Origin of the sequence: Herpetosiphon sp. NSE202 (assembly GCF_042688385.1) — a bacterium.
Lineage (GTDB): Bacteria > Chloroflexota > Chloroflexia > Chloroflexales > Herpetosiphonaceae > Herpetosiphon.
The window spans coordinates 36,293-57,509 of record NZ_JBHUPY010000012.1 but is presented as its reverse complement, the minus strand read 5'-3'; the positions used below and the strand labels follow the sequence as shown (position 1 = coordinate 57,509).

The 21,217-nt window shown below is 48.4% G+C and carries 19 protein-coding genes; 10 read left to right on the top strand and 9 right to left on the bottom strand.

What is annotated here, in order from left to right:
- Positions 1 to 10 precede the first annotated feature (10 nt).
- The 3 genes from hisS to ACFMKP_RS14690 all read left to right on the top strand — a co-directional run bounded on the left by hisS (position 11) and on the right by ACFMKP_RS14690 (position 2,836).
- Entirely contained in the window at positions 11 to 1,315 is a 1,305-nt protein-coding gene (gene hisS, locus ACFMKP_RS14700) for a histidine--tRNA ligase (protein ID WP_382292706.1), read from the top strand.
- 50 nt (positions 1,316 to 1,365) lie between these two features.
- Complete coding sequence (locus tag ACFMKP_RS14695; protein ID WP_382292705.1) at positions 1,366 to 1,992, top strand: lysophospholipid acyltransferase family protein; 627 nt, start codon at positions 1,366 to 1,368, stop codon at positions 1,990 to 1,992.
- Positions 1,993 to 2,449: 457 nt separating this feature from the next.
- Complete coding sequence (locus ACFMKP_RS14690) at positions 2,450 to 2,836, top strand: hypothetical protein (protein WP_382292704.1); 387 nt, start codon at positions 2,450 to 2,452, stop codon at positions 2,834 to 2,836.
- Between the two features lie 272 nt (positions 2,837 to 3,108).
- Here the strand turns inward: ACFMKP_RS14690 and ACFMKP_RS14685 are convergent, their stop codons facing one another.
- Together ACFMKP_RS14685 and ACFMKP_RS14680 are read right to left on the bottom strand one after the other, a co-directional pair.
- Positions 3,109 to 4,119, bottom strand: a complete 1,011-nt coding sequence (locus ACFMKP_RS14685; RefSeq protein WP_382292703.1) for a cytochrome d ubiquinol oxidase subunit II — start codon at positions 4,117 to 4,119, stop codon at positions 3,109 to 3,111.
- On the bottom strand, positions 4,109 to 5,434 hold the full coding sequence (locus ACFMKP_RS14680) for a cytochrome ubiquinol oxidase subunit I (RefSeq protein WP_382292702.1): 1,326 nt from the start codon (positions 5,432 to 5,434) through the stop codon (positions 4,109 to 4,111). The genes ACFMKP_RS14685 and ACFMKP_RS14680 overlap by 11 nt, the downstream gene beginning before the upstream one ends.
- A 205-nt stretch (positions 5,435 to 5,639) precedes the next feature.
- Here ACFMKP_RS14680 and ACFMKP_RS14675 point away from each other — a divergent pair, with 205 nt between their 5' ends.
- The 4 genes from ACFMKP_RS14675 (at position 5,640) to ACFMKP_RS14660 (ending at position 9,280) form a co-directional block, all read left to right on the top strand.
- On the top strand, positions 5,640 to 6,725 hold the full coding sequence (locus tag ACFMKP_RS14675; protein WP_382292701.1) for a DUF262 domain-containing protein: 1,086 nt from the start codon (positions 5,640 to 5,642) through the stop codon (positions 6,723 to 6,725).
- 9 nt (positions 6,726 to 6,734) lie between these two features.
- The gene (locus ACFMKP_RS14670; RefSeq protein ID WP_382292700.1) at positions 6,735 to 7,364 is read left to right on the top strand and encodes an MAE_28990/MAE_18760 family HEPN-like nuclease; all 630 of its coding nucleotides are present in this window, start codon (positions 6,735 to 6,737) and stop codon (positions 7,362 to 7,364) included.
- 135 nt (positions 7,365 to 7,499) lie between these two features.
- Positions 7,500 to 8,627 (top strand): glycosyltransferase family 4 protein, encoded by a 1,128-nt coding sequence (locus ACFMKP_RS14665; protein WP_382292699.1) that lies wholly within the window; start codon positions 7,500 to 7,502, stop codon positions 8,625 to 8,627.
- Positions 8,628 to 8,635: 8 nt separating this feature from the next.
- Positions 8,636 to 9,280, top strand: a complete 645-nt coding sequence (locus ACFMKP_RS14660; protein WP_382292698.1) for an HD domain-containing protein — start codon at positions 8,636 to 8,638, stop codon at positions 9,278 to 9,280.
- Positions 9,281 to 9,358: 78 nt separating this feature from the next.
- On the opposite strand, the gene ACFMKP_RS14655 is transcribed toward ACFMKP_RS14660, so the two are convergent.
- The 3 genes from ACFMKP_RS14655 to ACFMKP_RS14645 form a co-directional block, all read right to left on the bottom strand.
- Positions 9,359 to 9,991, bottom strand: a complete 633-nt coding sequence (locus ACFMKP_RS14655; protein WP_382292697.1) for a hypothetical protein — start codon at positions 9,989 to 9,991, stop codon at positions 9,359 to 9,361.
- Between the two features lie 20 nt (positions 9,992 to 10,011).
- The gene (locus ACFMKP_RS14650; RefSeq protein ID WP_204755934.1) at positions 10,012 to 10,791 is read right to left on the bottom strand and encodes an RNA polymerase sigma factor; all 780 of its coding nucleotides are present in this window, start codon (positions 10,789 to 10,791) and stop codon (positions 10,012 to 10,014) included.
- Between the two features lie 89 nt (positions 10,792 to 10,880).
- Positions 10,881 to 13,487: a CHAT domain-containing protein gene (locus tag ACFMKP_RS14645; RefSeq protein WP_382292696.1), complete on the bottom strand. Its 2,607-nt coding sequence runs from the start codon at positions 13,485 to 13,487 to the stop codon at positions 10,881 to 10,883.
- Positions 13,488 to 13,653: 166 nt separating this feature from the next.
- On the opposite strand from ACFMKP_RS14645, the gene ACFMKP_RS14640 reads away from it, so the two are divergent.
- A complete protein-coding gene (locus ACFMKP_RS14640; protein ID WP_382292695.1) occupies positions 13,654 to 15,684 on the top strand; it encodes a hypothetical protein in 2,031 nt (676 codons plus the stop codon).
- A gap of 67 nt (positions 15,685 to 15,751) precedes the next feature.
- Here ACFMKP_RS14640 and ACFMKP_RS14635 read toward each other — a convergent pair whose 3' ends face one another.
- Complete coding sequence (locus ACFMKP_RS14635; protein ID WP_382292694.1) at positions 15,752 to 16,456, bottom strand: hypothetical protein; 705 nt, start codon at positions 16,454 to 16,456, stop codon at positions 15,752 to 15,754.
- A 220-nt stretch (positions 16,457 to 16,676) separates the two neighbouring features.
- On the opposite strand from ACFMKP_RS14635, the gene ACFMKP_RS14630 reads away from it, so the two are divergent.
- Entirely contained in the window at positions 16,677 to 17,615 is a 939-nt protein-coding gene (locus tag ACFMKP_RS14630; protein ID WP_382292693.1) for an AraC family transcriptional regulator N-terminal domain-containing protein, read from the top strand.
- On the opposite strand, the gene ACFMKP_RS14625 is transcribed toward ACFMKP_RS14630, so the two are convergent.
- Together ACFMKP_RS14625 and ACFMKP_RS14620 are read right to left on the bottom strand one after the other, a co-directional pair.
- Entirely contained in the window at positions 17,612 to 18,016 is a 405-nt protein-coding gene (locus ACFMKP_RS14625) for a cupin domain-containing protein (protein ID WP_382292692.1), read from the bottom strand. The genes ACFMKP_RS14630 and ACFMKP_RS14625 overlap by 4 nt on opposite strands.
- Before the next feature lie 75 nt (positions 18,017 to 18,091).
- Entirely contained in the window at positions 18,092 to 18,730 is a 639-nt protein-coding gene (locus ACFMKP_RS14620) for a hypothetical protein (RefSeq protein ID WP_382292691.1), read from the bottom strand.
- Positions 18,731 to 18,843: 113 nt separating this feature from the next.
- Here ACFMKP_RS14620 and ACFMKP_RS14615 point away from each other — a divergent pair, with 113 nt between their 5' ends.
- Positions 18,844 to 20,076, top strand: a complete 1,233-nt coding sequence (locus ACFMKP_RS14615; protein ID WP_382292690.1) for an AAA family ATPase — start codon at positions 18,844 to 18,846, stop codon at positions 20,074 to 20,076.
- A gap of 84 nt (positions 20,077 to 20,160) precedes the next feature.
- Here ACFMKP_RS14615 and ACFMKP_RS14610 read toward each other — a convergent pair whose 3' ends face one another.
- Positions 20,161 to 21,195 carry a phosphotransferase family protein gene (locus tag ACFMKP_RS14610; protein WP_382292689.1) on the bottom strand — a complete coding sequence of 345 codons (1,035 nt, stop codon included), beginning with the start codon at positions 21,193 to 21,195 and terminating at the stop codon, positions 20,161 to 20,163.
- Positions 21,196 to 21,217: the final 22 nt, after the last annotated feature.

The window sequence follows — 21,217 nt, the reverse complement described above, 5'->3', positions numbered from 1 at the left end:
AACCGAATTTATGCTAATTACTCCTCGCGCCTACAAAGGCATGCGCGACCACCTGCCAGAAGCCATGCGCTTGCGGCGTTTTATCACCGACACCTTGATTGGTGTTTTAGAGCGCTATGGTTTTGAACCACTTTCCACGCCGATCGTCGAATACTCAGACACGCTTGAGGGCAAAATTGGCGACGAAGAAAAATTGCTCTATCGTTTAAAATATGGCGACGATGCACTAACCCTGCGCTACGACCAAACCGTGCCCTTGGCGCGGGTGGTGGCCCAAAACGAAGGCAAATTGACCATGCCGTTCAAACGCTATGCCTTGGGCCAATCCTTCCGCGGCGAACGCCAAGCCCGAGGCCGCTACCGTGAATTTTGGCAGCTCGACGCGGATATTGTCGGCGTTGATAGCCCAATCGCCGATGCTGAAATCGTCGCGGTGGTTGTCGAAGGCTTGCGCGCGATTGGCTTTACTGGCGCAAAAGTGTTGCTCAATCATCGCGAGATTTTAAGTGGTTTGGCACGGGTGGCGGGCGTGGCTGAAAACGAGGCTGGCGGCGTATATCGCGCAATCGATAAGCTCGATAAAATTGGCAACGATGGCGTGCGCAACGAATTGCTCAAAAGCGGCGTGAGCGCCGAAGCTGCCGAGCGGGTTTTGCATTTTGTCGGCATTAGCGGCTCGGTTGATGCAGTTTTAGCTGAGATGGAAAGCGTGCTTGCCAACGATGCCCCTGCATTGGCCGCCGTAGCAGCGTTGCGTACCATTTGCGATGTCTTGACCAGCTTTGGCGTGCCCGCCGATAGCTTTACAATTGCGCCCAGCTTGGCGCGAGGTTTATCGTACTATACTGGCTGTGTTTTTGAAGCCGTGCTTGATTCGCCGCCGATGGGTTCGTTGTTAGGTGGCGGGCGCTACGACAACTTGGTTGGCATGTTCAGCAAGCGTTCATTGCCGACCGTTGGCTGTGCCTTTGGGCTGGAGCGCTTGTTTGATTTGATGCTTGAGCTTAATATGGGGCCACGCCCAGAACGCACCATCGATGCCTATGTAACCTTGTTTGCCAGCGATTTTCAGAACGAAAGCTTGCGCTTGGCTGGCGAATTGCGCGCCGCAGGCCTAAGTGTGCTGACCGCCTATAATCCAGTCAAAATTGCCAACCAATTCAAAGAGGCTGATCGCAAGGGTGCCAATTTTGCTCTCGTGCTTGGCCCCGACGATTTGGCTGCTGGTGTAGTGCAATTGAAAGATTTGCGCACTGGCGAGCAGCAAGCAGTGGCTCGTGATGCGATCGTGGCGGCGATCAAAAGCGCTCTCTAATTCAGCCTTTGGCGGCAGGTGTTGGCTTGCCGCCCCAACAGGAACCATCAATGAAGCGATTTCGTGGCTTTCGTCCATCGCGGATGTCGTTACAACCAGGCCGTCCATTGCGTTGGCTAGCACAGTTTTTTCTCAGATTGTTTGGTTGGCACGTCGAAGGGACTGTGCCAACCGAGCCAAAATGGATCGCGATTGGAGCCTATCACACATCCAATTGGGATTTTGCGGTGATGTTGCTGGCAACATTTTCGCGCCAACTGCCAATTTATTGGATTGGCAAGCATTCGCTATTTCGCTTTCCCTTCAAAACGCTGATGCGCTGGTTGGGCGGTATTCCGATTCGTCGCGATAAAACTTATAACGCGGTGCAGCAAGTGGTCGATGAGATCGAACGCCACGAAAAATTGGTTCTGGTGGTTGCCCCTGAAGGCACACGCAAAGCAACCGATCACTGGAAAACAGGCTTTTACTATATCGCCTTGAACGCCAAAATTCCGATTGGCATGAGCTATATCAACTATAAGCGCAAAGTGCTTGGTTTTGGCCCGTTACTACATCCAACCGGCGATATTGAGGCCGATTTTGCGGTGTTGCGCGAATTCTACGAACGCATGTCTGCTGGCCGCTTCCCTGCCCAAGAAGGCACCGTTCAAATTAAAGCCCCCAAAGCAGAATAGAATTTGAATTGCCCTCACCTCCAATATCTTTGCCCGTGTTCAGTAGGCGAGGCTGTCACCCGTTTTTACTGACCAATTACGTAAGAACCAATAATTAAAGCCCCTCGCCCGCGTCACGGGAGAGGGGTTGGGGGTGAGGGGCTTTTAAATGTTACAGAAGCACTGCATCATTCCAGAACGTAAATAGTTGGGTAAGCATTTAATAGTTCCTAACTATCAACAGCAGTAAATTTCTCTCTAAACAGCTATTATAGTGCTAAATTATTGACAATTAATTACAGTTCTTGGTATATTCGTTTGTGATTGATTGAGCACCTTTTTCCTCCTCCTTCCTCATCCAATCCTGATTCATTAACGAATCCCCTCAATTTGGCTATGAATATCACGCATTAGTACCTTTGATAAATTTAAAGCTCATGACCAACAAGTTGCAGTTAACGAAAAGGATTAAAGTCCTATGCAGCAGCTTTTACAACGGATCTTGATGTTAAGTTTGTTAGTGATAGTAGGGTCATGTGGTATGACTACCGAACCAACCTCAATTACCAACCCAGCCCTGCCAGTTTATGCGCAGACCAAGCCCGATAGTTTTATTTTGAAGCGCGGCGTACCACCAAGCGAGTTTCAACCAGGGGTTTGGCTGCATTTAAGCAGTTTTCGGCGCGGCGAAACCACGGCAATTATCGAGGTTAGCCCACAACAATTTGAGGTCGCTGGTAAAAAACAAACGGTTTCGTTAGAGCAACCATTGCTGATAAACGGCCAGAAATTTGCGATTCTGGCGATGATTTTCCCCGACGATCGCGGTGCTTGGCTCGAAATCGATACCCAGCCTCAACCGTAGATCAAAGGATTGTCATTGAGGGATCAGAAGTTATCAACCCAATTGCGAAGGCCCGCGAAGCGCACGAAGGTTAGGGTCATAAAAGCCCAGCAACAATCCAACACGTAAATATTTGGGGCTGCAGGGGGGCTGAAAACCCCCTGCGTCTCCCGCTGGCGGGACGGAAGGGTTGCGACCCAATACTAAGATGCTATTTATGACTAAACTATCCGTCTAGCGCTAGAAATTTCAACTTCTCTTCCGTCCCTCAATCAGAATCAAACTAAGTTATGCTACACATCCTCAAGCGGCGCACTTTTAAAGACTTTGAACAAAAACCACAACGATGGCAACAAAATTAATAAGCCCAACGGCAAGGCAACCAAAATAAAGATTAAGCTTGCTCGTGGAGCCGCTGCCGCTGCCAAAGTCACATCGGGGTAAATAATATAGGGATATTGGGCAATGCCCCAGCCTGCCAATAAGCAGCTAATTTGCACAATTGCTGCGCCGCGTGCGAGCTGAAAACGCCAATACAACAAGGCCCAGCCCGAAACTAAAGCTGCAACCACTCCAACCGCGAGCACCGGCGCAGCCCGCAAGCTAATCAAGCCATCCCACAAATGTTGGGCTTTGAAATACAGCAAGGGTAAGCTCAAAAGCGAGAGACCAACCACTGCCGTACCTGCAAGCAGCGCTCGTTGGCGAAAATCGGCTTGCAGCTCGTCGCGCGTTTCAAGCGTCATATACACGGCGGCGAGGTAGGCGCATAATGCCAAAGCTAACAAGCCCATGGCAATTGCCAACGGCGTGAGCCAAACAATGCCTTCACTTTGCACAACGCCATCAATCACCCGTAATTGGCCTGCCGAAACTGCGCTCAACGCCATACCCAAAATCACCGGCGTGATCACGCTGGCCGCGCCAAAAATCGTACCCCAGCGCTGGCTACTTTGGCTTGGCTCTTGCTCCTTTTGTGGACTATAGGCCCGAAACACAAAGGCTGCGCCACGTAGAATAATTCCCAAGAGCGCAATATGAAAGGGTGCAAATAAGCCAACGCTCAAGGCCGCAAAGGCTGTTGGAAAGCCTGTAAACAGCAACACAATAATAAAAATCAGCCACACATGATTTGCTTCCCAAACCGGGCCAACTGCATGCGCAATGGCATCACGTTGCTGTACCCGTCGCGGCCCCCACGCGAATAAATCCCAAATGCCGCCGCCAAAATCAGCTCCAGCCAAAATCGCATAGGTGATGACCCCTAGCAAGCCAATTGCGGCCACAATTACTTCAAGCGGCATTGGTCGCCTCGCTTTCGTTGGCTTCAGGTGGATAGCCAGTTGCAAGTTTACGTAATAAATACACCAGCACACTTGCTAGCCCAATATACAACAAACTAAACAGATAAAACACCTGTGGCACGCCATCCACCGTGGTTACTGCATCTCGGGTGCGCATTACCTCGTAGATAATCCATGGCTGGCGGCCAACCTCGGTCACAATCCAGCCTGCTTGCAACGCCAAAAAGCCTAGTGGCGAGCCTATCACTAATGCCCATAATAGTTTTCGGCTCAGAACAAGATTGCCACGCCAGCGTCGCCACCAAAACCACAAGCCCAAGCCAATCAAGGCAAATCCTGCTCCAACCATCACTTGAAAAGCAATGTGAGCGATCACCACATTCGGTCGTTCATCTGGTGGAAAGCTATTCAAACCGCGTAATTCTGCATTAAAATCGTTGGTTGCCATAAAACTCAGGGCTTTGGGAATTTCGATTCCAAAGTGAATTTCTCCGGTCTCTGGGTTGGGAATCCCGCCAATCAACAATGGCGCGCCAGCTTGAGTTTCAAACAAGGCTTCCATTGCTGCCAACTTGGCTGGCTGATCTTTGGCGACGCGCTGAGCACTAATATGGCCGCTAATCGGTTGCAACAAGGCGGTGACGGTTGCCAAACCAAGGCTAATTGTTAATGCAGAGCGATGATAACGGTCGTTGCGGCCTTTGAGCATGCCCATCGCATACACGCCTGCCACTGCAAAACCAGTCGCAATATAGCACGACAAGGTTGAGTGCAAGGCCATATCAAGCCATGCAGGCGAGAGAAACGGCGCAAGCGGATTGACATTAACCGCTTTGCCATCCACCAAATCAAAGCCAACTGGCGTTTGCATCCAAGCATTGGCAGCAACAACCAACGCTCCTGAAAGCATGCCACTAATCGCCACCGGAATGCCAGTGAGCCAGTGAGCCAGCGGCGAAAGCCGCTTCCAGCCATACAAATAAAGGCCTAGAAAAATCGCCTCGATAAAGAAGGCAAAGCCTTCAAGCGTAAATGCCGAGCCAATAATGCTGCCAGCAAAGCCCATAAAGGTTGGCCAAAGCAAGCCCAATTCGAATGCCAGCGCCGTACCTGAAACAGCGCCAATCGCAAAGGTCAGTGCCGTTGCTTTAGCCCATTTTTTGGCTAGCGCAAGATAATGAGCTTGCCCCGTTTTCAAGCCCAAGCCTTCGCTAATTACCATCAGCAAGGGAAAGCCAATGCCCAGTGCCGCAAAGACCATGTGAAACGCGAGCGAGACTTCCATCTGCGCCCGTGCTGCGGTCAACGTATCCATGTGTATTCCTCCGCAAAATGGTGGAGAACCCCCTAGCCATAAGCGTACCCAGAATTGCCCTGCCAACCATCGGATCACGATTGGAATGATTCTCAGGTCTTAACCGTATTATAGGTACTGCTACTGCTTTTTTTGGATGTCTTTGATTGTGATGACAATTATGGTATAATCTCGTATATGCTGAATAATTCTATTGAGGTAATATATGGTTAGTCAATTTCCACAGAAAGATATTGAGGCTTCTATCCAAGAAAAACGAAATAGTTTATCAACTGATAGATTAGATATGTCTTTTGGCGAAGTTATGAGTCTTTATACTAACTATGAATTGATTATCGATCCTGAATTTCAGCGTCTTTTTCGTTGGTCTGATGAACAAAAAACCAGATTTATTGAATCTATATTATTAGGTATCCCGATTCCTCCAATATTCGTGGCTGAAAACGAAAAAGGTCAGTGGGAATTAGTTGATGGATTACAAAGAGTATCTACGATATTATCATTTTTCGGCATATTAAGGAAAAAAGATACTAATCTAGATGACGAAAAAAATCATTGGTCTTTATTAAAGGGTGATTTAGTTGAAGATTTAGAAAATTTTACTGCTAATTCTTTACCTCAGAAGTTATCGTTAAGCCTAAAACGAGCTGTTTGTCGTATTGAAATTATAAGATGGAATAGTAAAGTAGATATGAGATATGAGCTATTTAATCGATTGAATACTGGAGGGTCAATTTTGACAGATCAAGAAATTCGAAATTGTATTTTTAGAGGGAAATCTGTTCACTTTAATAACTATTTGAAAAAATTATCTGGCAATATGAAATTTATTAATCTTATTCAGCCTACAGAAAAACAGGAATCTGAATTGTATTTAGAAGAACTAGTCTTGAGGTTTACATCTCTTTTTGATAACGAATCAGGAGTAAAAAAGAATATATCAGAACATATGACTGAATTTATGAAAAATTCGGTTGAAAATTCAGAATTTGACTTTAATAAATATGAAACACTCTTATTAAGAGTAGTTGACGTGTTATCAAAAATAGGACCAGATGTATTTAAAGGGAAAAATGGAGGATTTTCAGCATCTATTTATGATGTTGTTACTATTGGTATTGCAAAATATATAGATAGATATGAAAAAGCAGAAATAAGTGTGATTAATGATAAAATCAGAGAATTATACCATGATAGTGAATTTATTTCTGCAATGGGTACTGCCTCCAATAATAAAGCCCGTATCAATAAACGAATTGAAATAGCAGAAAGATTATTTAATATTAATTAAAGGTGTTATATGGATATCAAAGTTAAATTAAATGAATTAATAGATATTCGAGTAAATGAAATAGCCATGATTAGAAAAAGTATATATATCCAAAAAAGTAATAACTTAAGAAATATTATGGAAAAATATAGTATTGTAATGTTTTATTCATTATGGGAAGGTTTTTTTTGCGAATCGTTAGGACTATATATAGAATATATTAATCAACGTAATATATCAATTTTTGATTTTCATGAACGCTTACTTGCATATTGTATATCTAACACAATGGAGTTAGAGAAAAACGTAACAGATTTTAATAAGCATATAGTTTTATCAAAAAATTTATTACAAATTGCTAATAATGGATTTATTAATATACCAAAGAAAATAGATGTTAAATCTAATACGACTGTGAAAGTAATGAATAATATATTAAAGAAACTATGTGTCGTTGGAATTAATGAAAAGAAATCTGATGAATTTAATTTATTGCTTATGAAACGAAATTCTATTGCTCATGGAGATTTTGAGAACTCGTATGTAGATAATAGAATTATATTGAAATTAAGTGAGCTTATTATTAATTCAATGGATGAGATGACAGAAAATATATTAGAAGCTATAAATAAATCATCATATATAAAGGTTATTAATTGACATAATATTCGAATTTTTGTTGAATGCAAGAATGCATATATAATAAAATCTAGATTATGCTTAGAATAGCCCCAAAAGCCAGGTATGGTATACTCGCTGAAGAATCGCTCGTTTGCAGTTTTAGAAATTGAGCCTATGCATTTTACAATTAATGGTCACCTACTCTCATTTGATAGCTCTTTTCGCCAAGCTGGGGTCTCAAATCACACCCGTTTTTTGATTGAAAACCTCGCGAAGCTCGACCACGATAACCAATACACGCTGTTTGTTGGGCCAAATGTGCGCCAACACCTCAATTTGCCTGCCAACTGGGAAATTGTCGAATCGCGCTTGCCCACAATTCAGCCCAAATATCGCATTCCATGGGAGCAGTTTATTGCGCCTTGGCTGCTGGCCAAACGCCGCGTCAACCTGTTTCATGGATTGTTGAACATCACGCCGTTGCTTTCACCAGTACCAACCATCGTCACCATCCACGATTTAGCTTTTATGGATGTGACAGGCTCGCATCGCAAGGCCAATCGGCGGTATTTGGCGGCGGCAACTCGCCAAGGTGTGCGCCAAGCGGCTCATCTCTTCGCGGTTTCCGAGTATACCAAAGCTGCGATGGTCGATCGGCTTGGGCTTGACCCCGCCAAAATTAGCATTGCCTACAATGCTGCTGGCGCGCAATATCACCCGCGTTCAAGTGCCGAAATTAATGCTTGGAAACAGCAAAAACAACTGCCTGAGCAATTTTTGCTTTATCTTGGCACCTTAGAGCCACGCAAAAATATTCCCAATTTGCTGCGTGCCTACGCCAAAGTTAAGCACGAAGTTGGCATGCCATTGCTGATTGGCGGTGGCAAGGGCTGGAATTTCGACGAAATTTTCAGTACTTATGAGCAATTGCAATTGCACGATAGCGTGAGCTTTTTGGGCTATGTGCCCGGTGAAGATTTGCCGCTGTGGTATAACGCCGCGACTGCATTTGTCTATCCGTCGCGCTACGAAGGCTTTGGCATTCCGCCGCTTGAGGCCATGGCTTCGGGTACGCCTGTGCTCACCACGAACGCCACTAGTATTCCTGAGGTGGTCGGCGATGCGGCAATCCAAGTCGATCCCGATAATATCGAGCAGCTGGCGCAAGAATTGGTGCGCATTGCTAATGATGCGAGCCTGCGTGCTGATCTGCGCGAACGGGGTTTGCTTCGTGCGCAAGCCTTCTCGTGGGAAAATTTGGCCAAAGCGACGCTCGGCGTGTATCGCAAGGTTGGGAGCTAAATAGAACGATGATTGATCTGAATCAATGGCAACCACGCTTTGCAAGCTGGATTGAGCAAGAGCTTGGCCAAGCAGATGTTTCGCACGATCCTGAGCATATTCGACGAGTCGTGCGCAATGCCCAATTAATTCAAGCCCAAGAAGGCGGCGATTTGGCGGTGATTATTCCTGCAGCTTGGTTACACGATTGCGTGGTGGTTTCCAAGGCCTCGCCATTACGCAGCCAAGCCTCGCGTATGGCCGCCGAACACGCCACCCAATGGCTGAGCAGCCAAGGCTATCCAACTGAGTATGTGCCAGCAATTGCTCATGCGATTGCGGCTCATAGTTTCTCGGCCAACATTCAACCAGAAACTATTGAGGCCAAAATCGTGCAAGATGCCGATCGGCTTGATTCGCTGGGCGCGATTGGCTTAGCCCGTTGTTTGATGCTCAGCGTTGAGCTTGGCCGCCGACTCTACGATCCGCAGCAGCCGATTCCGCGCACTCGCCCAGCAGATGATCTGACAAACAGCATCGATCATTTTTATACCAAACTTTTAAAGCTGCCACAAACAATGCAAACAGCCACAGGCCGTGCATTAGCAGAACAACGAACCGGCATTTTAAACCAATTCTTGGAACAATTAGCGCATGAAGTTGGGGAATCGTAGCAATGATTCTCTCGTTGATTCGATTTTCGTTTCGCAACTGTGGGTAGAACACAACACAACCCGTACTACCCACACTTGCTAATTGAGAATTTTGATTTTCAAGCGAGCCAATTCTTCAATTGGAATGCGATCGAATAAGACAAAGCCATCGGCATCGGTGGTGCCATTGTTCTCGTAGCTTGGCGAGACGACCTTGACTTCGGTTCCAGCCTGATCAAAAGGATCGCGCTCTGGCACTTGAATGTAGCAGTGCAAAACAGCATGTTTTGGTTGCATGCTCTCATACATTTCAATCGTCACATCGGGAATGCTCACCGACGATTGGCGATAGGTGCCAATCAGCCGCTGGCCGCGCATTTGGCCTGTGTATTGCAATTGAATTTGCATCTGCTGAAGCATTTGGTCAGAAAACTCGATCATAAAGCGATAGCCAACCGTTTCAGGCGCGGCGGTGACCAACGAATGCTGGCGCAAGAACTTCAACGAAGGCGCTGGAATGTTATCTGCCATTGCAAACGACGTGCTATACAAGGCATAACTAGCATCCAAGGCATCAAATAACTCGGCGCGGCAGCCTGAACATGTTTCAACATGGTCGGCGACGACTTGCAGCGCAGCATCTATTGGCGCGCCGAGGGCAACAGCATGGGCATACTCAACAAGGCGTTGACGCATAATCTCGTGAGATGCAGTCGGAAGTGACATGTTCATGGTAGTTCCTCACCAAATAGTTATTCGTAAGCAATCCCTAGATCAGTGGCAACAGCTTGCCAGCGGGGATCATCACGCAGCCGCTTGATGGCGCGGCTCCGCAGGGTATGCACATGGCTTACGGTAGTTTCCAACGTCCGGCTAATCGCATTGTCATCAAGGCCGGTAATATATTTCAGCCACAATGCAGCTAATTGGTTGTGTGAACGGGGATGTTCACGTAAATAGGCGTTTAAACAGGCCGATATTCGCTCCTTAGTTTCATGTTGAATCACAACTGTGGCCGGGGCAATGCTTTGGGTATCTTCTAGCACATCGTAACGATTTTGACCTTCGTCATTCATGCTTGGTTGATCAAGCGAATCAGCGGGATATTTTGTCCAACGGCGCAAACTACGCAAGGCATTGTTCATTTGCAAACGCACAAATTCCCAAAATGCTCCAGGCTTGCGGCAATCGTCAAAATGTTTGAGCACCCGCTCAATCGTTGCCTGCGCAATTTCCTCAGCTGGTTCAAAACGTTTAAGCATGGCATAGCTATAGACCATGCGGAAAAGCTCCGTATAGCCATCCTCACGTCGACCGAACCCTTCACGGCCAGAACAGGCATCGTATAACGAAATCATGTACGAGCAAATCAGGGTTTGATCAAGCGTGCCTTGAAAATCGGTCTGGCGACGGCGCATAGTTCGTTGTACCAGCTCGTCGATTGAGAGCAGTGTCCATCCATATTTTTTGATCAGAAGAGTTGCACGTTCGGTATAGAGCTGCTCGCTATCAGATAATTGGGTCTCGAACATGGTGCGCACCTTTGCTTTCAGGCGTTGATGCTCCGAGAAGCATCGTAAACAGTTATACAATGGTCGAACGAACATTGGTTACTTACACTTTAGGCTTTGCCGATCACCATAAAGCCAGCCCAAAAGCGTGGATCAGCCAAAGGGCTGTCATTGTGCTGGCCATCAAGTTCAAACGGAATCGCGCTGGTTGGTAGCTGCCAAATTTGGAACTGTTTAATAATATCAGCCCGCGTCAAGTCTCGTATAGCAATAACTGCATGTTTGAGTGCGACAGCAATTCGTACTCCAGCCTGTAATTCCCGATAAAAACGATCCATCACGAACAACGCCGCCACATCCGAAGCATTCCACAATGAGCAGAGCAAACTGCGCGTGCCAGCATATAAAAACGCTCGTTGCAGGCCATATTGATCGTCGCTGACTGCGACAAAACTACGTCCGCTGACACAGGCACTGAGCACGACCAAATCGGTGTCAATCTGCACATGATCCATAATCGTTTGAGCGCTCAAGCTTTCGTTGCCCAAAATCAGGTGCGAATTGAGTGGTTGCTGGGCATCGTAAACGCAGTGCGAGGCAATGTGAATAATTCGTGCGTCGTGGGCATAGCGCAAAAATTGATCGGTGGCTAATGCGCCTGTCCAAGCCTGACCACCCACAAGTTTGGCAATTTCTTGGGCTTCGTGTTCTGCATAGGTCAAGGCATCGTCGCCAACGCTGTTGTAGCCAAAACAATAGTGTTGCTGTTGGCTGCTGGCTGGGCGGCCCAAGGCATAGCGCACCAAAATCGTGGCACTTGGAGCCAAGGCGATGGCTGGGTTTTCATCGCGCACCAGCCAATTGCCATCGCTGGTTTGTAGCGCCATAAACGGCACATCGTGCAACGGGCCATGCGGCACAACATACACCAAATCAAGCGTGCTCAACAAGCCTTCGTATGGCTCGATTAAGGCTTGCGAAATTGCCTTTAAAATTCGCGGTTGGAGCAAGCGATGATGCCCACCATGGCCACGAGTGAGGTTCAAAGGATTAAAGCTATGCTGGTGGATGGTAGCATTGGTTGCCGTAATTGCCACGCTATACAAGGCTGGCTCAAGGCTAAAGTGGTGCAAGATTGGCGATTTGCGTTCAGCCAAGGCTGCCAAGAAGCGCAATGATCGGCCCAAAACGCCAACCGTAAAGTATTCAACAATCGCTGTGCGCTGATCAAGCTTGGCTTGGATTTCAGCCAAATTGGCGCATTGTTGCGAAAGCTCGGCGGCTGAGCTTACATCGCCTGCTTGCAGCGCATCAAGGAACGCTCGCGAACGAGCACGTTCAATATAATCGACAGCTTGGGCCGCATCGCCGCGCTCAATGCATAAAACCACCATATGCTCGTAGACCTGTTGGGCGGTGCTAATCAGGCCCAATTTGGTATCTTCATCGCGGAACGAGGTGCGCAAATCTTCGATAATCGCAATCGATTCGGCAAAAGCGGCAAAGGCTGCGTCGATCGCGCCGCTGCGCCGTTCTGCATCGCCCCGATGGTTGAGAATCAAGGCTAATTCATGGCGATTATTTTGTTGGCGAGCCAAAGCCTCTGCTTGAGCATAAATTGCCAAGGCTGCTTGATACTCGTGCATGCTACAGTAGAGCAAGCCCAAAAATGCCAACGAATCGCGCAAACTATCGTCATTGGGCACAACGCTGGCTCGCGCCGCTTCAATACTAATCTGATAAGCCTGTTCGCTGGCCGCCAAATCGCCTGCTAAATGCTTCAAAAAGCCAATGTGCCAATACAAATTGGCCAAATCGCCAACCGTATCAAGCGTTTCGTAGAGTGCCGCCGAGCGGCTGAAATAGCTATCGGCTTCATCCCAACGGCATAAATAGAGCAAATTTGAGCCAACTTCGTAGAGCGCATGGGCTTCGCGGTAGCGATTGCCAGCCCGTTGCAGCGCCTCCAAAGCGTGCAAACTTAGCTCAAGCGCCTGTTCTGGGCGTTGCAAATGATTGGCCAAAATGCTCTGATTGAGCAAACTATGGCCTTGATAGAGCCAATTTTGCACCTGCTGGGCGTGTTGCAGTTGCTCAATATAATGTTGAATTGCTTGATCATACGCTCCCCGAAACCAGGCCAACGTGCCCAAACTATTGATCACCATCGGCAATAAATCGGCTTCGAGGTGGATGTCGTCGCGCAATTGTTGCAATAAACTTTGGGCAACAGCATACTGGCGTTCAAGCCGCATCTGGATAATTGCGTTGTAGAGCATCAAAAGTTGCTGCTGGCGAGAATTAACTTGCGGAATGCTGCTGGCTTGGTCAAGCACTTTAGCGATGGTTGGCCACTCGCGGCGCGCCGAAAGCAATTCTAAGTAGGATTCAAGGTAGTAGAGCCAACGTTGCAATTCAAAATTCCAGGCCTCTGCGACTAGACGATTGAGTTGTTGCTGGCTATACTCAAAGGCAGCAGCAAAAACTTCGTGCTCGCGGTAGGGAAGGTCAGCCAAAGCTGGAGCTTCGTGCAACTCATACCAACCGTGATCATGGTGCTTGAGCATAAATGTGCTTTGGCAAAAACGCTCAATTTGTTCGGGTGAATACGGTGTGAGGCTAGCCAACTGAGCCGAATCACACCAACGCAAGAGCCAGATGTAAGAAGTGAGTGCCGGTGCAACCGTTGATTCAAAGGCATCATCAAGTAAAACCATACCATCACCCTTGGTGTATGCAACGCCATCCAGCATGCCTAGGTTTGTGAGAGGCCAGGCACACCATCTGCGTAATTGAAGCAAAGTTCTAGCGCTACTATACTCGATTTTGATCGGCTTTGCTACCGAAGTAGCCCTTGTTTTGTGACATTGGGGGAATGCGATCATGTCCACACCACACGCCCAAGTTTATTTCAACCGCTACAATCTTTTTAACACAACACCGAACCCAGCCCCAAGCGGAAATACCGATTGGTACACCAATCAGCCAAGTCTGCAATTAAGCAATCCTCACTTGGTACAACGCGTGCCCAGCCAACTCGCCTTACTTAGCAATTGGACATTACCAACCGCCAATTTGCTGGGCCTGCAAGACCTCAATTGGGCCTTTTGTGTCTATGATCTGCAACAAAACCTCGTCGCCAACGCCAACAGCGACGATTTGCCGAATTATCCAACGGCCTATGCTCAAGTTCAAGCAAGCCATACCACAACCCAAACCACGAGCGCAACCAAAGTGTGTTTGTTCAATGTGTTGGTGGCAATCGAATGGGTGCCAAGCGCGGGCGAGTTACATCAATTGCAATGGGCATTTCGGCGAGCCTCAGATTTCTTGTTTGATGTGAGCAATGGCACGATGGCCTTTGGCCAAGTGGTGTTTGGTGGTGTTGATAAGATGCGCGCCGCCGATATTCAAATTTTGGCTTCCAATCGCTATCATCCACGCAGTTGGCGTGAAGGGCTGTACACCGATTCCAAGCATATGCCGATTCGCTTAGGTCGTGGCATGTGGGAGCGCCAAGGTAGTTTTAGCATTCCTTGGCACGAGCCAGAGGGCTATCGGGTGATTGTGCACGAATGGATGCATTATGCAATTGGCTTGCGCGATCAATATATTAATTCAAATAATGCTGAGCACCCAGATTTGGCCTTGCCTTCGTTCAACCCAACTGCTGAATCGATTATGGCCCACTTGGTTGGGTCGAGCGAAGTGATGCGGATTGAAGGTGGCGACGATGTTTGGCAGCCATTCCGTGCCCAAACTGGGGCTGGCTTGCCCTACAGCGCCATGGCAACTGCGCCATTTGACCAGCCGCGTATTGGGCCAGAACGCTTGCCCTTGCCCTTGCCCGTGTTTCAGCATGGTTTTGGCAGTAATCCAGTGGCTGAAGTTGCCACCCTCACAATTAATGATACGCCAATTGCCAACCTCAATCGCGGCTGGGTCTATTTGTTGCGTGGCAGCCTGAATGCGCCGACCACGCTTATTCCGCAAGGCAGCCTCGATTCGCGGGTGAATTCGCAGGGCTTTAAGTTGCTTGGCGCGAATGCCGATGATTATGTGCTGGTGATTGGCGATCGTGCCAATGGCACAACGGCGGTCTATGTTGCGCAACTTGAGGGCAATCCGCCTGAACTCAATTGGATTGAATGCACGCCAAGCCAATTTCCTTTGGTAGCGGTGATGCCGTATGGCTCGGTGGTGCAAGGTTCGTACAGCGTCAAAGTTGTAACCCAAGCGGGCTTAACCCCAACTGCGATCTACGTTGCGGCTGCTGGCGAGCAAAATGCCTATGCCGTCGATAGCAATGGCGTGGTTAATAATTTGCCGTCGCTCGATGGTACAGCCTTCTTGGTGTTTGAAGGCCAAACAGGCATTCAATTGGCGGTCGTGGCCTATTCCGAGGGTGGCAATCCACCGAGCCACAATCCAACTGCGCCAATTCCTTTAACTGCTGGCTCATCGGAAGGCAATTTGATGGTCTTTTTTAACCAAGCTGCCGAAAGTCGTGCCAGCGAACTTAACCATTTGCGGGTGATTACCACGACGATGTATGGCTCGTGTAGCAGCTTTCCCAATACAACGGGCACTGCCCAAAGTCGAGGCTATATTTTTGCCTTGGCCAGCAATGCAGCCTTGCCCAGCGATGTTGGGGCGAGTGTGCCACTCAAGCCAACTTTGGTGCTTAACTACGATAATGCTGCCTTGCTGAGCCTTGGCACGACCAACGGCATTGCTGGAGTCTTGAAGGTGTATAGCGCCAACGGTTCGACACCACAGGCCGAGCTTTCGAAGCATTTTGTTGATCGTGGCTATGTGGCCTTGGCCTTGAATGCCACGAGTGCCAGCGGTTTATTCGCTAGCACGCCAACGCCTGAGTTCTTCCGGCTCTATGGCGAACAATTCGCGATTTAAGCAGCAGCAAGCGCCCATGGCCAAAACCATGGGCGCTTGGTTATTTCATGCAGATTGATCTGAATAGTTAGAGTGTGCGGACGCTACGCACTGGCTCATTTGGCCCAAGCAAGCTCATTGGCTGCTGCTGATTACTCGGATTATTCGGCTTGCTAGCGCTAGCCACAGTCCGGCGTAAACGCCATTGCAAAGCAGCAATTTCCTCGGAGATTGCACGCAAACTCTCAACTTCATCACGTAAATCTTCTACCACTGCTGACGAACCAAACTCAACCCGCTGCGGTTCGCGCAACGGGCGACGAGGCCGCTGGGTCGAAACATCGCCAAGTTGCTCTTGCATCGTGCCCAACAAACTCATCAAATAGGCCCATGATTCGTTTTCTTGCTGGCTGACTTGCTTCGAATGCTGGCGACGTTCGTTCATCCAGCCATCGAGTTGGCAGTGCAAATTATTCAAGCGATTATCAAGATGCTCGATCAATGGGCGGCTAAAATCGGCGGGCTGGGCTGCCAATTTGGCCACCGTTGCTGGAAACGAGGTGTGCAGCGTTTCGAGCTGGGCTTGTAAATGACCAAGCGACGAGCCAAGTTGCGCTTGGCGACGGGCCACGACCTCTTGCTCGCCCAAAACATCGCTCAACAAGGCCTTAAGCTGCTGATTTTCTTGTTTAGCCCGTTGCTCTTGCTGGCCCAATAAATGCGGCACAAACCACAAAAGCAGCACCGCCAAGAGCAAAAGTGCGCCGCTCATCAATAAAAAGACAATCTGCATAACCAACCTCCATTGCAAGTGCGATCAGGCTCCATTATAGAAAAAAGCCCGCTCGCTGAGAGGATGCAGGGGTTACAGCTTGATGACAGCTCACCGAAGGATGAAGAACGAGGGATGAAGGATGAAGCTAACTTTATTCTACGCAATGTTCTATTCAAAATAATGTTTTGCTGGGCATGCTCAACTGGTATAGTAAAGATTGTGCTACGAGGATTGGGTGATGACGCTGCTTGAGCTTGACCGATCGTTAGAACCTGAACCATTGCTAGAGCCGGAACGCCGCGCTTTGGCTCAATTGCTGGCGCAGTATGCGCCGCATGATGGACGGTTTGGCTTTTGTATTCCGCAAATCTATGCCATCCGCGAATCGCAACCGCATCAACGCTCGCTGCCGGCCCTCTATCAGCCAAGCGTTTGTCTTGTGGCCCAAGGAGCCAAACAACTGGTGCTCGGCGATCAAACTTACAATTATGATGCTGCGCATCTGTTGGTTGTGGCGGTTGATTTGCCAGTTGCAGCCCAAATTACTCAGGCTAGTATTGCGCAGCCGTATTTGTGTTTTAAGTTGGAGTTTGATCTGCCGCGGGTGGCCGAATTGGCGCTCAAAGTTTATCCCCAAGGGCTGCCAGCGCCAACCGAGCTGCGGGCAATTGCCACCGAGCGCAGCAATCGCCAACTGGTGCAGGCCGCGATTCGCCTGATTGAGCTGATGCAATATCCTGCTGAGGCTGAGTTACTAGCTCCTTTGGTGATCGACGAGATTATTATTCGTTTGTTGCATAGTCCGTTTGGCAATCGCTTGGCCCAAATTGGCCAAACCAGCTCGCGAGTTACGCCTGTAGCCCAGGCGATTAGCTGGTTGCGTCAGCATTTTGCCCAACCACTGCTGGTTGCGCAACTGGCCGATTTGGCGAATTTGAGTGTTTCAGTCTTTCATCTGCATTTCAAAGCAGTTACCGCGCTCAGCCCCATTCAGTTTCAAAAAACGTTGCGTTTGCACGAAGCGCGGCGTTTATTAGTTGTAACGACACTTGAGATTGGCGCAATCGGCCAGCAGGTGGGCTATGCAAGTAGCTCGCAATTTAGCCGTGAATATCGGCGCTATTTTGGTTGTTCGCCAACTGAAGATCTAGCAAGTTTACGGCGAACGAGCGCTTAGGCTTGATCAGCCTGATATTGCTCCTCGCTGACGTGTTCTAGCCATTCCACAGCTGTGCCATCAAGCTGCTCTTGGAGCGCAATATGGGTCATGGCAGTGGTTGGGCTAGCGCCATGCCAATGTTTCTCACCTGGGGCAAACCAGACCACATCGCCTGGCCGAATTACTTCAATCGGCCCACCCCAACGTTGGGCTAAACCACTGCCAGCAGTTACAATTAAGGTTTGACCAAGTGGATGAGTGTGCCATGCGGTGCGCGCGTTTGGCTCGAAGGTGACGCTTGCCCCGCGTACTCGCGCAGGTTCGGGCGCTTGAAACAACGGGTCGATTCGCACTGTGCCGCTAAAATAATCTGCCGAGCCAATCTCCGAGGGCTGCGAGCCATTGCGTTTAATTTCCATCACAAGCCTCCATACACAAACCATGTGCTATCAGTATAGCCAACGTTTGATTGCCTAGCACAATCACAATGTGCATTAATCAAACGGCATCAGCAATCGAGCGAATGGGACTAGCGATGGAATAATTGCCCTTTTGAGATCGGCTATAAGTCGCGTTTCGAGCATGTGCAGGGCTGCTACAATTGGTTGAGTTGGCCCAACATGGGCATTGGTTTCAACATAATCCCACGCAAGCGGGTTGAGGTAGCGTTGCAGCGTTTCGATTGGCAGGCTGCCCTGCACATCGCGTTTGGTATATTGCAAAACTAACGGTAGCTGGCTGAAATTACGCTGGTTTTGGCGTTGGATTCGGGCAACATTTCTGAGTTTGATGATATTTTGCTGTAATTTATCGCGTTGTGAATCTGCCACAAAAATGATAGCATCAGCAATGCTGATCCAATGCTTGATAGAGCTGTCATCCATTGTCGCGCCTGCTTGACCAAGACAATGCAAGTGCAAGCGCCAAGCCCCAAGTTGTTGTTGCCCAAGCACACTACAGCTAACCAAACGGACTTCTTCATTTACATAGTGTTGGAGTGGCCAAATGAGCTGTTGGCGTTGCGCATAATTGCTTGCAATATGCCGGATTGAGGAGCTTTTGCCACTCGCGACAGGGCCGTAATACACAACATTACAATGAATGAGCTGATTAATTGCATCAAAAAAGGCCATTTGTCCTCGCACAGATCAAAACTGATCCATTTAAGCGTTGTGACAACCATTGTCAATGAGTTGATTATACTTGAGCTATCAACCGCGAGCTTTAGCCTACAGGAGAATTTCGCGTGCAGCAAGAAACCTATTTCATTGATGCCTTACAGCAGCCCAGCCAAGCCTTGACCTATCTGGTCAATCAGCAATTAGCTGCCCAGTATCCCGATAAGGCGATTCTCCAAACCCAAGATTGCGATTTTGATGTGCGCAATTATGCAGAAGCTGGCTTTTGCGAGCTTCAGTTGCGCCAACAGCCGCACCCACAAATTGGCTATAGCTGGGTGCGTGGCGAAGAAGGCTCAATTTCTCGCTATTTGGAAAATGCCTGGCAAACCGTGACTTGGAACGACCAGCAGTTCGAGTTGATTAGTATGACGTGGAATGCCTATGGCAACCAGCTGACGATGCAATATTTGATTGGCGCTTCGCAAGCAGCAGTTGAGCAGTTTTTTAAAACGGTTTCTGCTTGGAACACCGAAATTCGCGATGAAATTATGGTGTTTGAGGAAGGAAGTTGGGAAAAGAATCAAGAATTGTTCTATGCAATTAAAAATACTTCACTCGATAATTTAATTTTGCCGGGCACACTCAAGCACGATATTTTTCGCGATTTGCAGCGCTTTTTCGAAGCCAAGGAAACCTACGCCAACTACAATATTGCTTGGAAACGAGGGATTATTTTGGTTGGCCCGCCTGGCAACGGCAAAACCCATATGATCAAAGGGTTGTTGAATGCCTTAGATTACCCATGTTTGTATGTTAAAAGCTTCGATGCCCAATATACAACCAATAATGCCAATATTCGGGCGGTGTTTGATCGGGCGCGGCGCAGTGCTCCCTGTATCGTGGTGCTCGAAGATTTAGATTCGTTGATTAACGATAATAATCGGGCCTTCTTTTTGAACGAAGTTGATGGTTTTACCTCAAACCAAGGAATTGTGCTGTTGGCGACGACCAACCACCCTGAGGCGATTGACCCAGCGATTATGAACCGCCCAAGCCGCTTTGATCGCAAATATTACTTTAGTTTGCCTGAATTGGCTGAGCGTGTGGCCTATATTCAACAATGGAATGCAGCGCTGCATAGCTCGACCCAACTAACCGAGGCTGGAATTCAACAAGCAGCAGAAGCTACCGACGGCTTTTCATTCGCCTATTTGAAGGAATTGTTTGTTTCGGCCTTGATGCGTTGGATCGATACCAAAGATCAAACCACGATGGATCTGGTAATTTTGGAGCAAGCCACATTTTTGCGCGAGCAAATGGTGACTGAGCAGCCAGTAGAAGAAGAAGACGAAGCCTAATTGTTGCTAGTTATTGGGTCTTTGGCTCAAACAACGAGCGCATGATCAACCTGATCATGCGCTCGTTGCGCTGTTGGTTAATGATTATTTGGTGAGGTCGGCGGCAGCTTGGGCCATAATCGGAATAACTGCACCAAATTGGGCAAAGCGGGCATCCTTGGTTTGGCCACGTTGGTAGCGCGCATAAATTTGAGCCAAAATGACGACCAAACGATATAAACCAAGCACATGATAATAGCGAATATGACTGACATCGCGGCCTGAGCGGGCTGCATAGCGCGCAATAAGTTCAGCGCGGCTAGCAAAACGATCGTCGGTTGGCATCATGGCGACTGCTTGCAAGGCTGGCGGATCATCGGGCTGGCTCCAGTAGCAAAGCAACGTGCCCAAATCAGCCAATGGCTCGCCCAACGTACACATATCCCAATCAAAAACAGCGATTAATTGGCTGGGATCGTTTTGGCGAAACATCACATTATCAAGTTTGTAATCGTTGTGAACGAGGGTTGGGCTTGAGGCAGGCGGTTGTTGCTCGCAAAGCCAGGCATAAACATTCTCCATTGCTGGCAGATCATCGGGCTTGGCGTTGTTCCAACGCTCATACCAACCAACGACTTGACGTAAGATGAAGCCATCAGGCTTGCCGATGTGGCCTAAGCCGATTGCTGCATAATCGACGGCGTGCAAATCGGCAAGCGTATCGACGAGCGCCAAACTGAGCGCCCGTGGAGCCTCGGGCGTATTGAATTGGAGCGGCAATTCGCGCCGCACAACCGTGCCATGGCGACGTTCCATAATGAAAAATGGCGCGCCAATAATTTCAGGTTCGTTGCAGAATAAAAAGGTTTGGGGAGCCTGCGCAAAGGCCGGATGCAATTGCGATAAGACCCGATATTCGCGGCCCATATCGTGCGCCGAAGGGGCAACTGGGCCAAGTGGCGGGCGACGCAGCACATATTCATAATGACCATAATCAAGCAGATAGGTCAAATTGGCAGCGCCGCCACCAAACTGGCGCACGGTTAACGCTTGGCTGGCACCAGGCAACTTATCGTATAAATAATCGGCCAAGGCTGATTCATTCAACTGTTCATCAGGCCGAACTTGAATCGTATCCATGGGGTTGTACCTCGGAAGACTA

Bases quoted from the DNA above. Each gene is read 5' to 3' on its own strand.
- hisS (WP_382292706.1), top strand. From the start codon at position 11: ATGCTAATTACTCCTCGCGCCTACAAAGGCATGCGCGACCACCTGCCA.
- ACFMKP_RS14610 (WP_382292689.1), bottom strand. From the start codon at position 21,195: ATGGATACGATTCAAGTTCGGCCTGATGAACAGTTGAATGAATCAGCC.
- ACFMKP_RS14645 (WP_382292696.1), bottom strand. From the start codon at position 13,487: ATGGTTTTACTTGATGATGCCTTTGAATCAACGGTTGCACCGGCACTC.
- ACFMKP_RS14620 (WP_382292691.1), bottom strand. From the start codon at position 18,730: ATGGCCTTTTTTGATGCAATTAATCAGCTCATTCATTGTAATGTTGTG.
- ACFMKP_RS14675 (WP_382292701.1), top strand. From the start codon at position 5,640: ATGGTTAGTCAATTTCCACAGAAAGATATTGAGGCTTCTATCCAAGAA.
- ACFMKP_RS14630 (WP_382292693.1), top strand. From the start codon at position 16,677: ATGACGCTGCTTGAGCTTGACCGATCGTTAGAACCTGAACCATTGCTA.
- ACFMKP_RS14685 (WP_382292703.1), bottom strand. From the start codon at position 4,119: ATGCCGCTTGAAGTAATTGTGGCCGCAATTGGCTTGCTAGGGGTCATC.
- ACFMKP_RS14680 (WP_382292702.1), bottom strand. From the start codon at position 5,434: ATGGATACGTTGACCGCAGCACGGGCGCAGATGGAAGTCTCGCTCGCG.
- ACFMKP_RS14665 (WP_382292699.1), top strand. From the start codon at position 7,500: ATGCATTTTACAATTAATGGTCACCTACTCTCATTTGATAGCTCTTTT.
- ACFMKP_RS14690 (WP_382292704.1), top strand. From the start codon at position 2,450: ATGCAGCAGCTTTTACAACGGATCTTGATGTTAAGTTTGTTAGTGATA.
- ACFMKP_RS14695 (WP_382292705.1), top strand. From the start codon at position 1,366: ATGAAGCGATTTCGTGGCTTTCGTCCATCGCGGATGTCGTTACAACCA.
- ACFMKP_RS14625 (WP_382292692.1), bottom strand. From the start codon at position 18,016: ATGGAAATTAAACGCAATGGCTCGCAGCCCTCGGAGATTGGCTCGGCA.
- ACFMKP_RS14660 (WP_382292698.1), top strand. From the start codon at position 8,636: ATGATTGATCTGAATCAATGGCAACCACGCTTTGCAAGCTGGATTGAG.
- ACFMKP_RS14670 (WP_382292700.1), top strand. From the start codon at position 6,735: ATGGATATCAAAGTTAAATTAAATGAATTAATAGATATTCGAGTAAAT.
- ACFMKP_RS14640 (WP_382292695.1), top strand. From the start codon at position 13,654: ATGTCCACACCACACGCCCAAGTTTATTTCAACCGCTACAATCTTTTT.
- ACFMKP_RS14655 (WP_382292697.1), bottom strand. From the start codon at position 9,991: ATGAACATGTCACTTCCGACTGCATCTCACGAGATTATGCGTCAACGC.
- ACFMKP_RS14635 (WP_382292694.1), bottom strand. From the start codon at position 16,456: ATGCAGATTGTCTTTTTATTGATGAGCGGCGCACTTTTGCTCTTGGCG.
- ACFMKP_RS14650 (WP_204755934.1), bottom strand. From the start codon at position 10,791: ATGTTCGAGACCCAATTATCTGATAGCGAGCAGCTCTATACCGAACGT.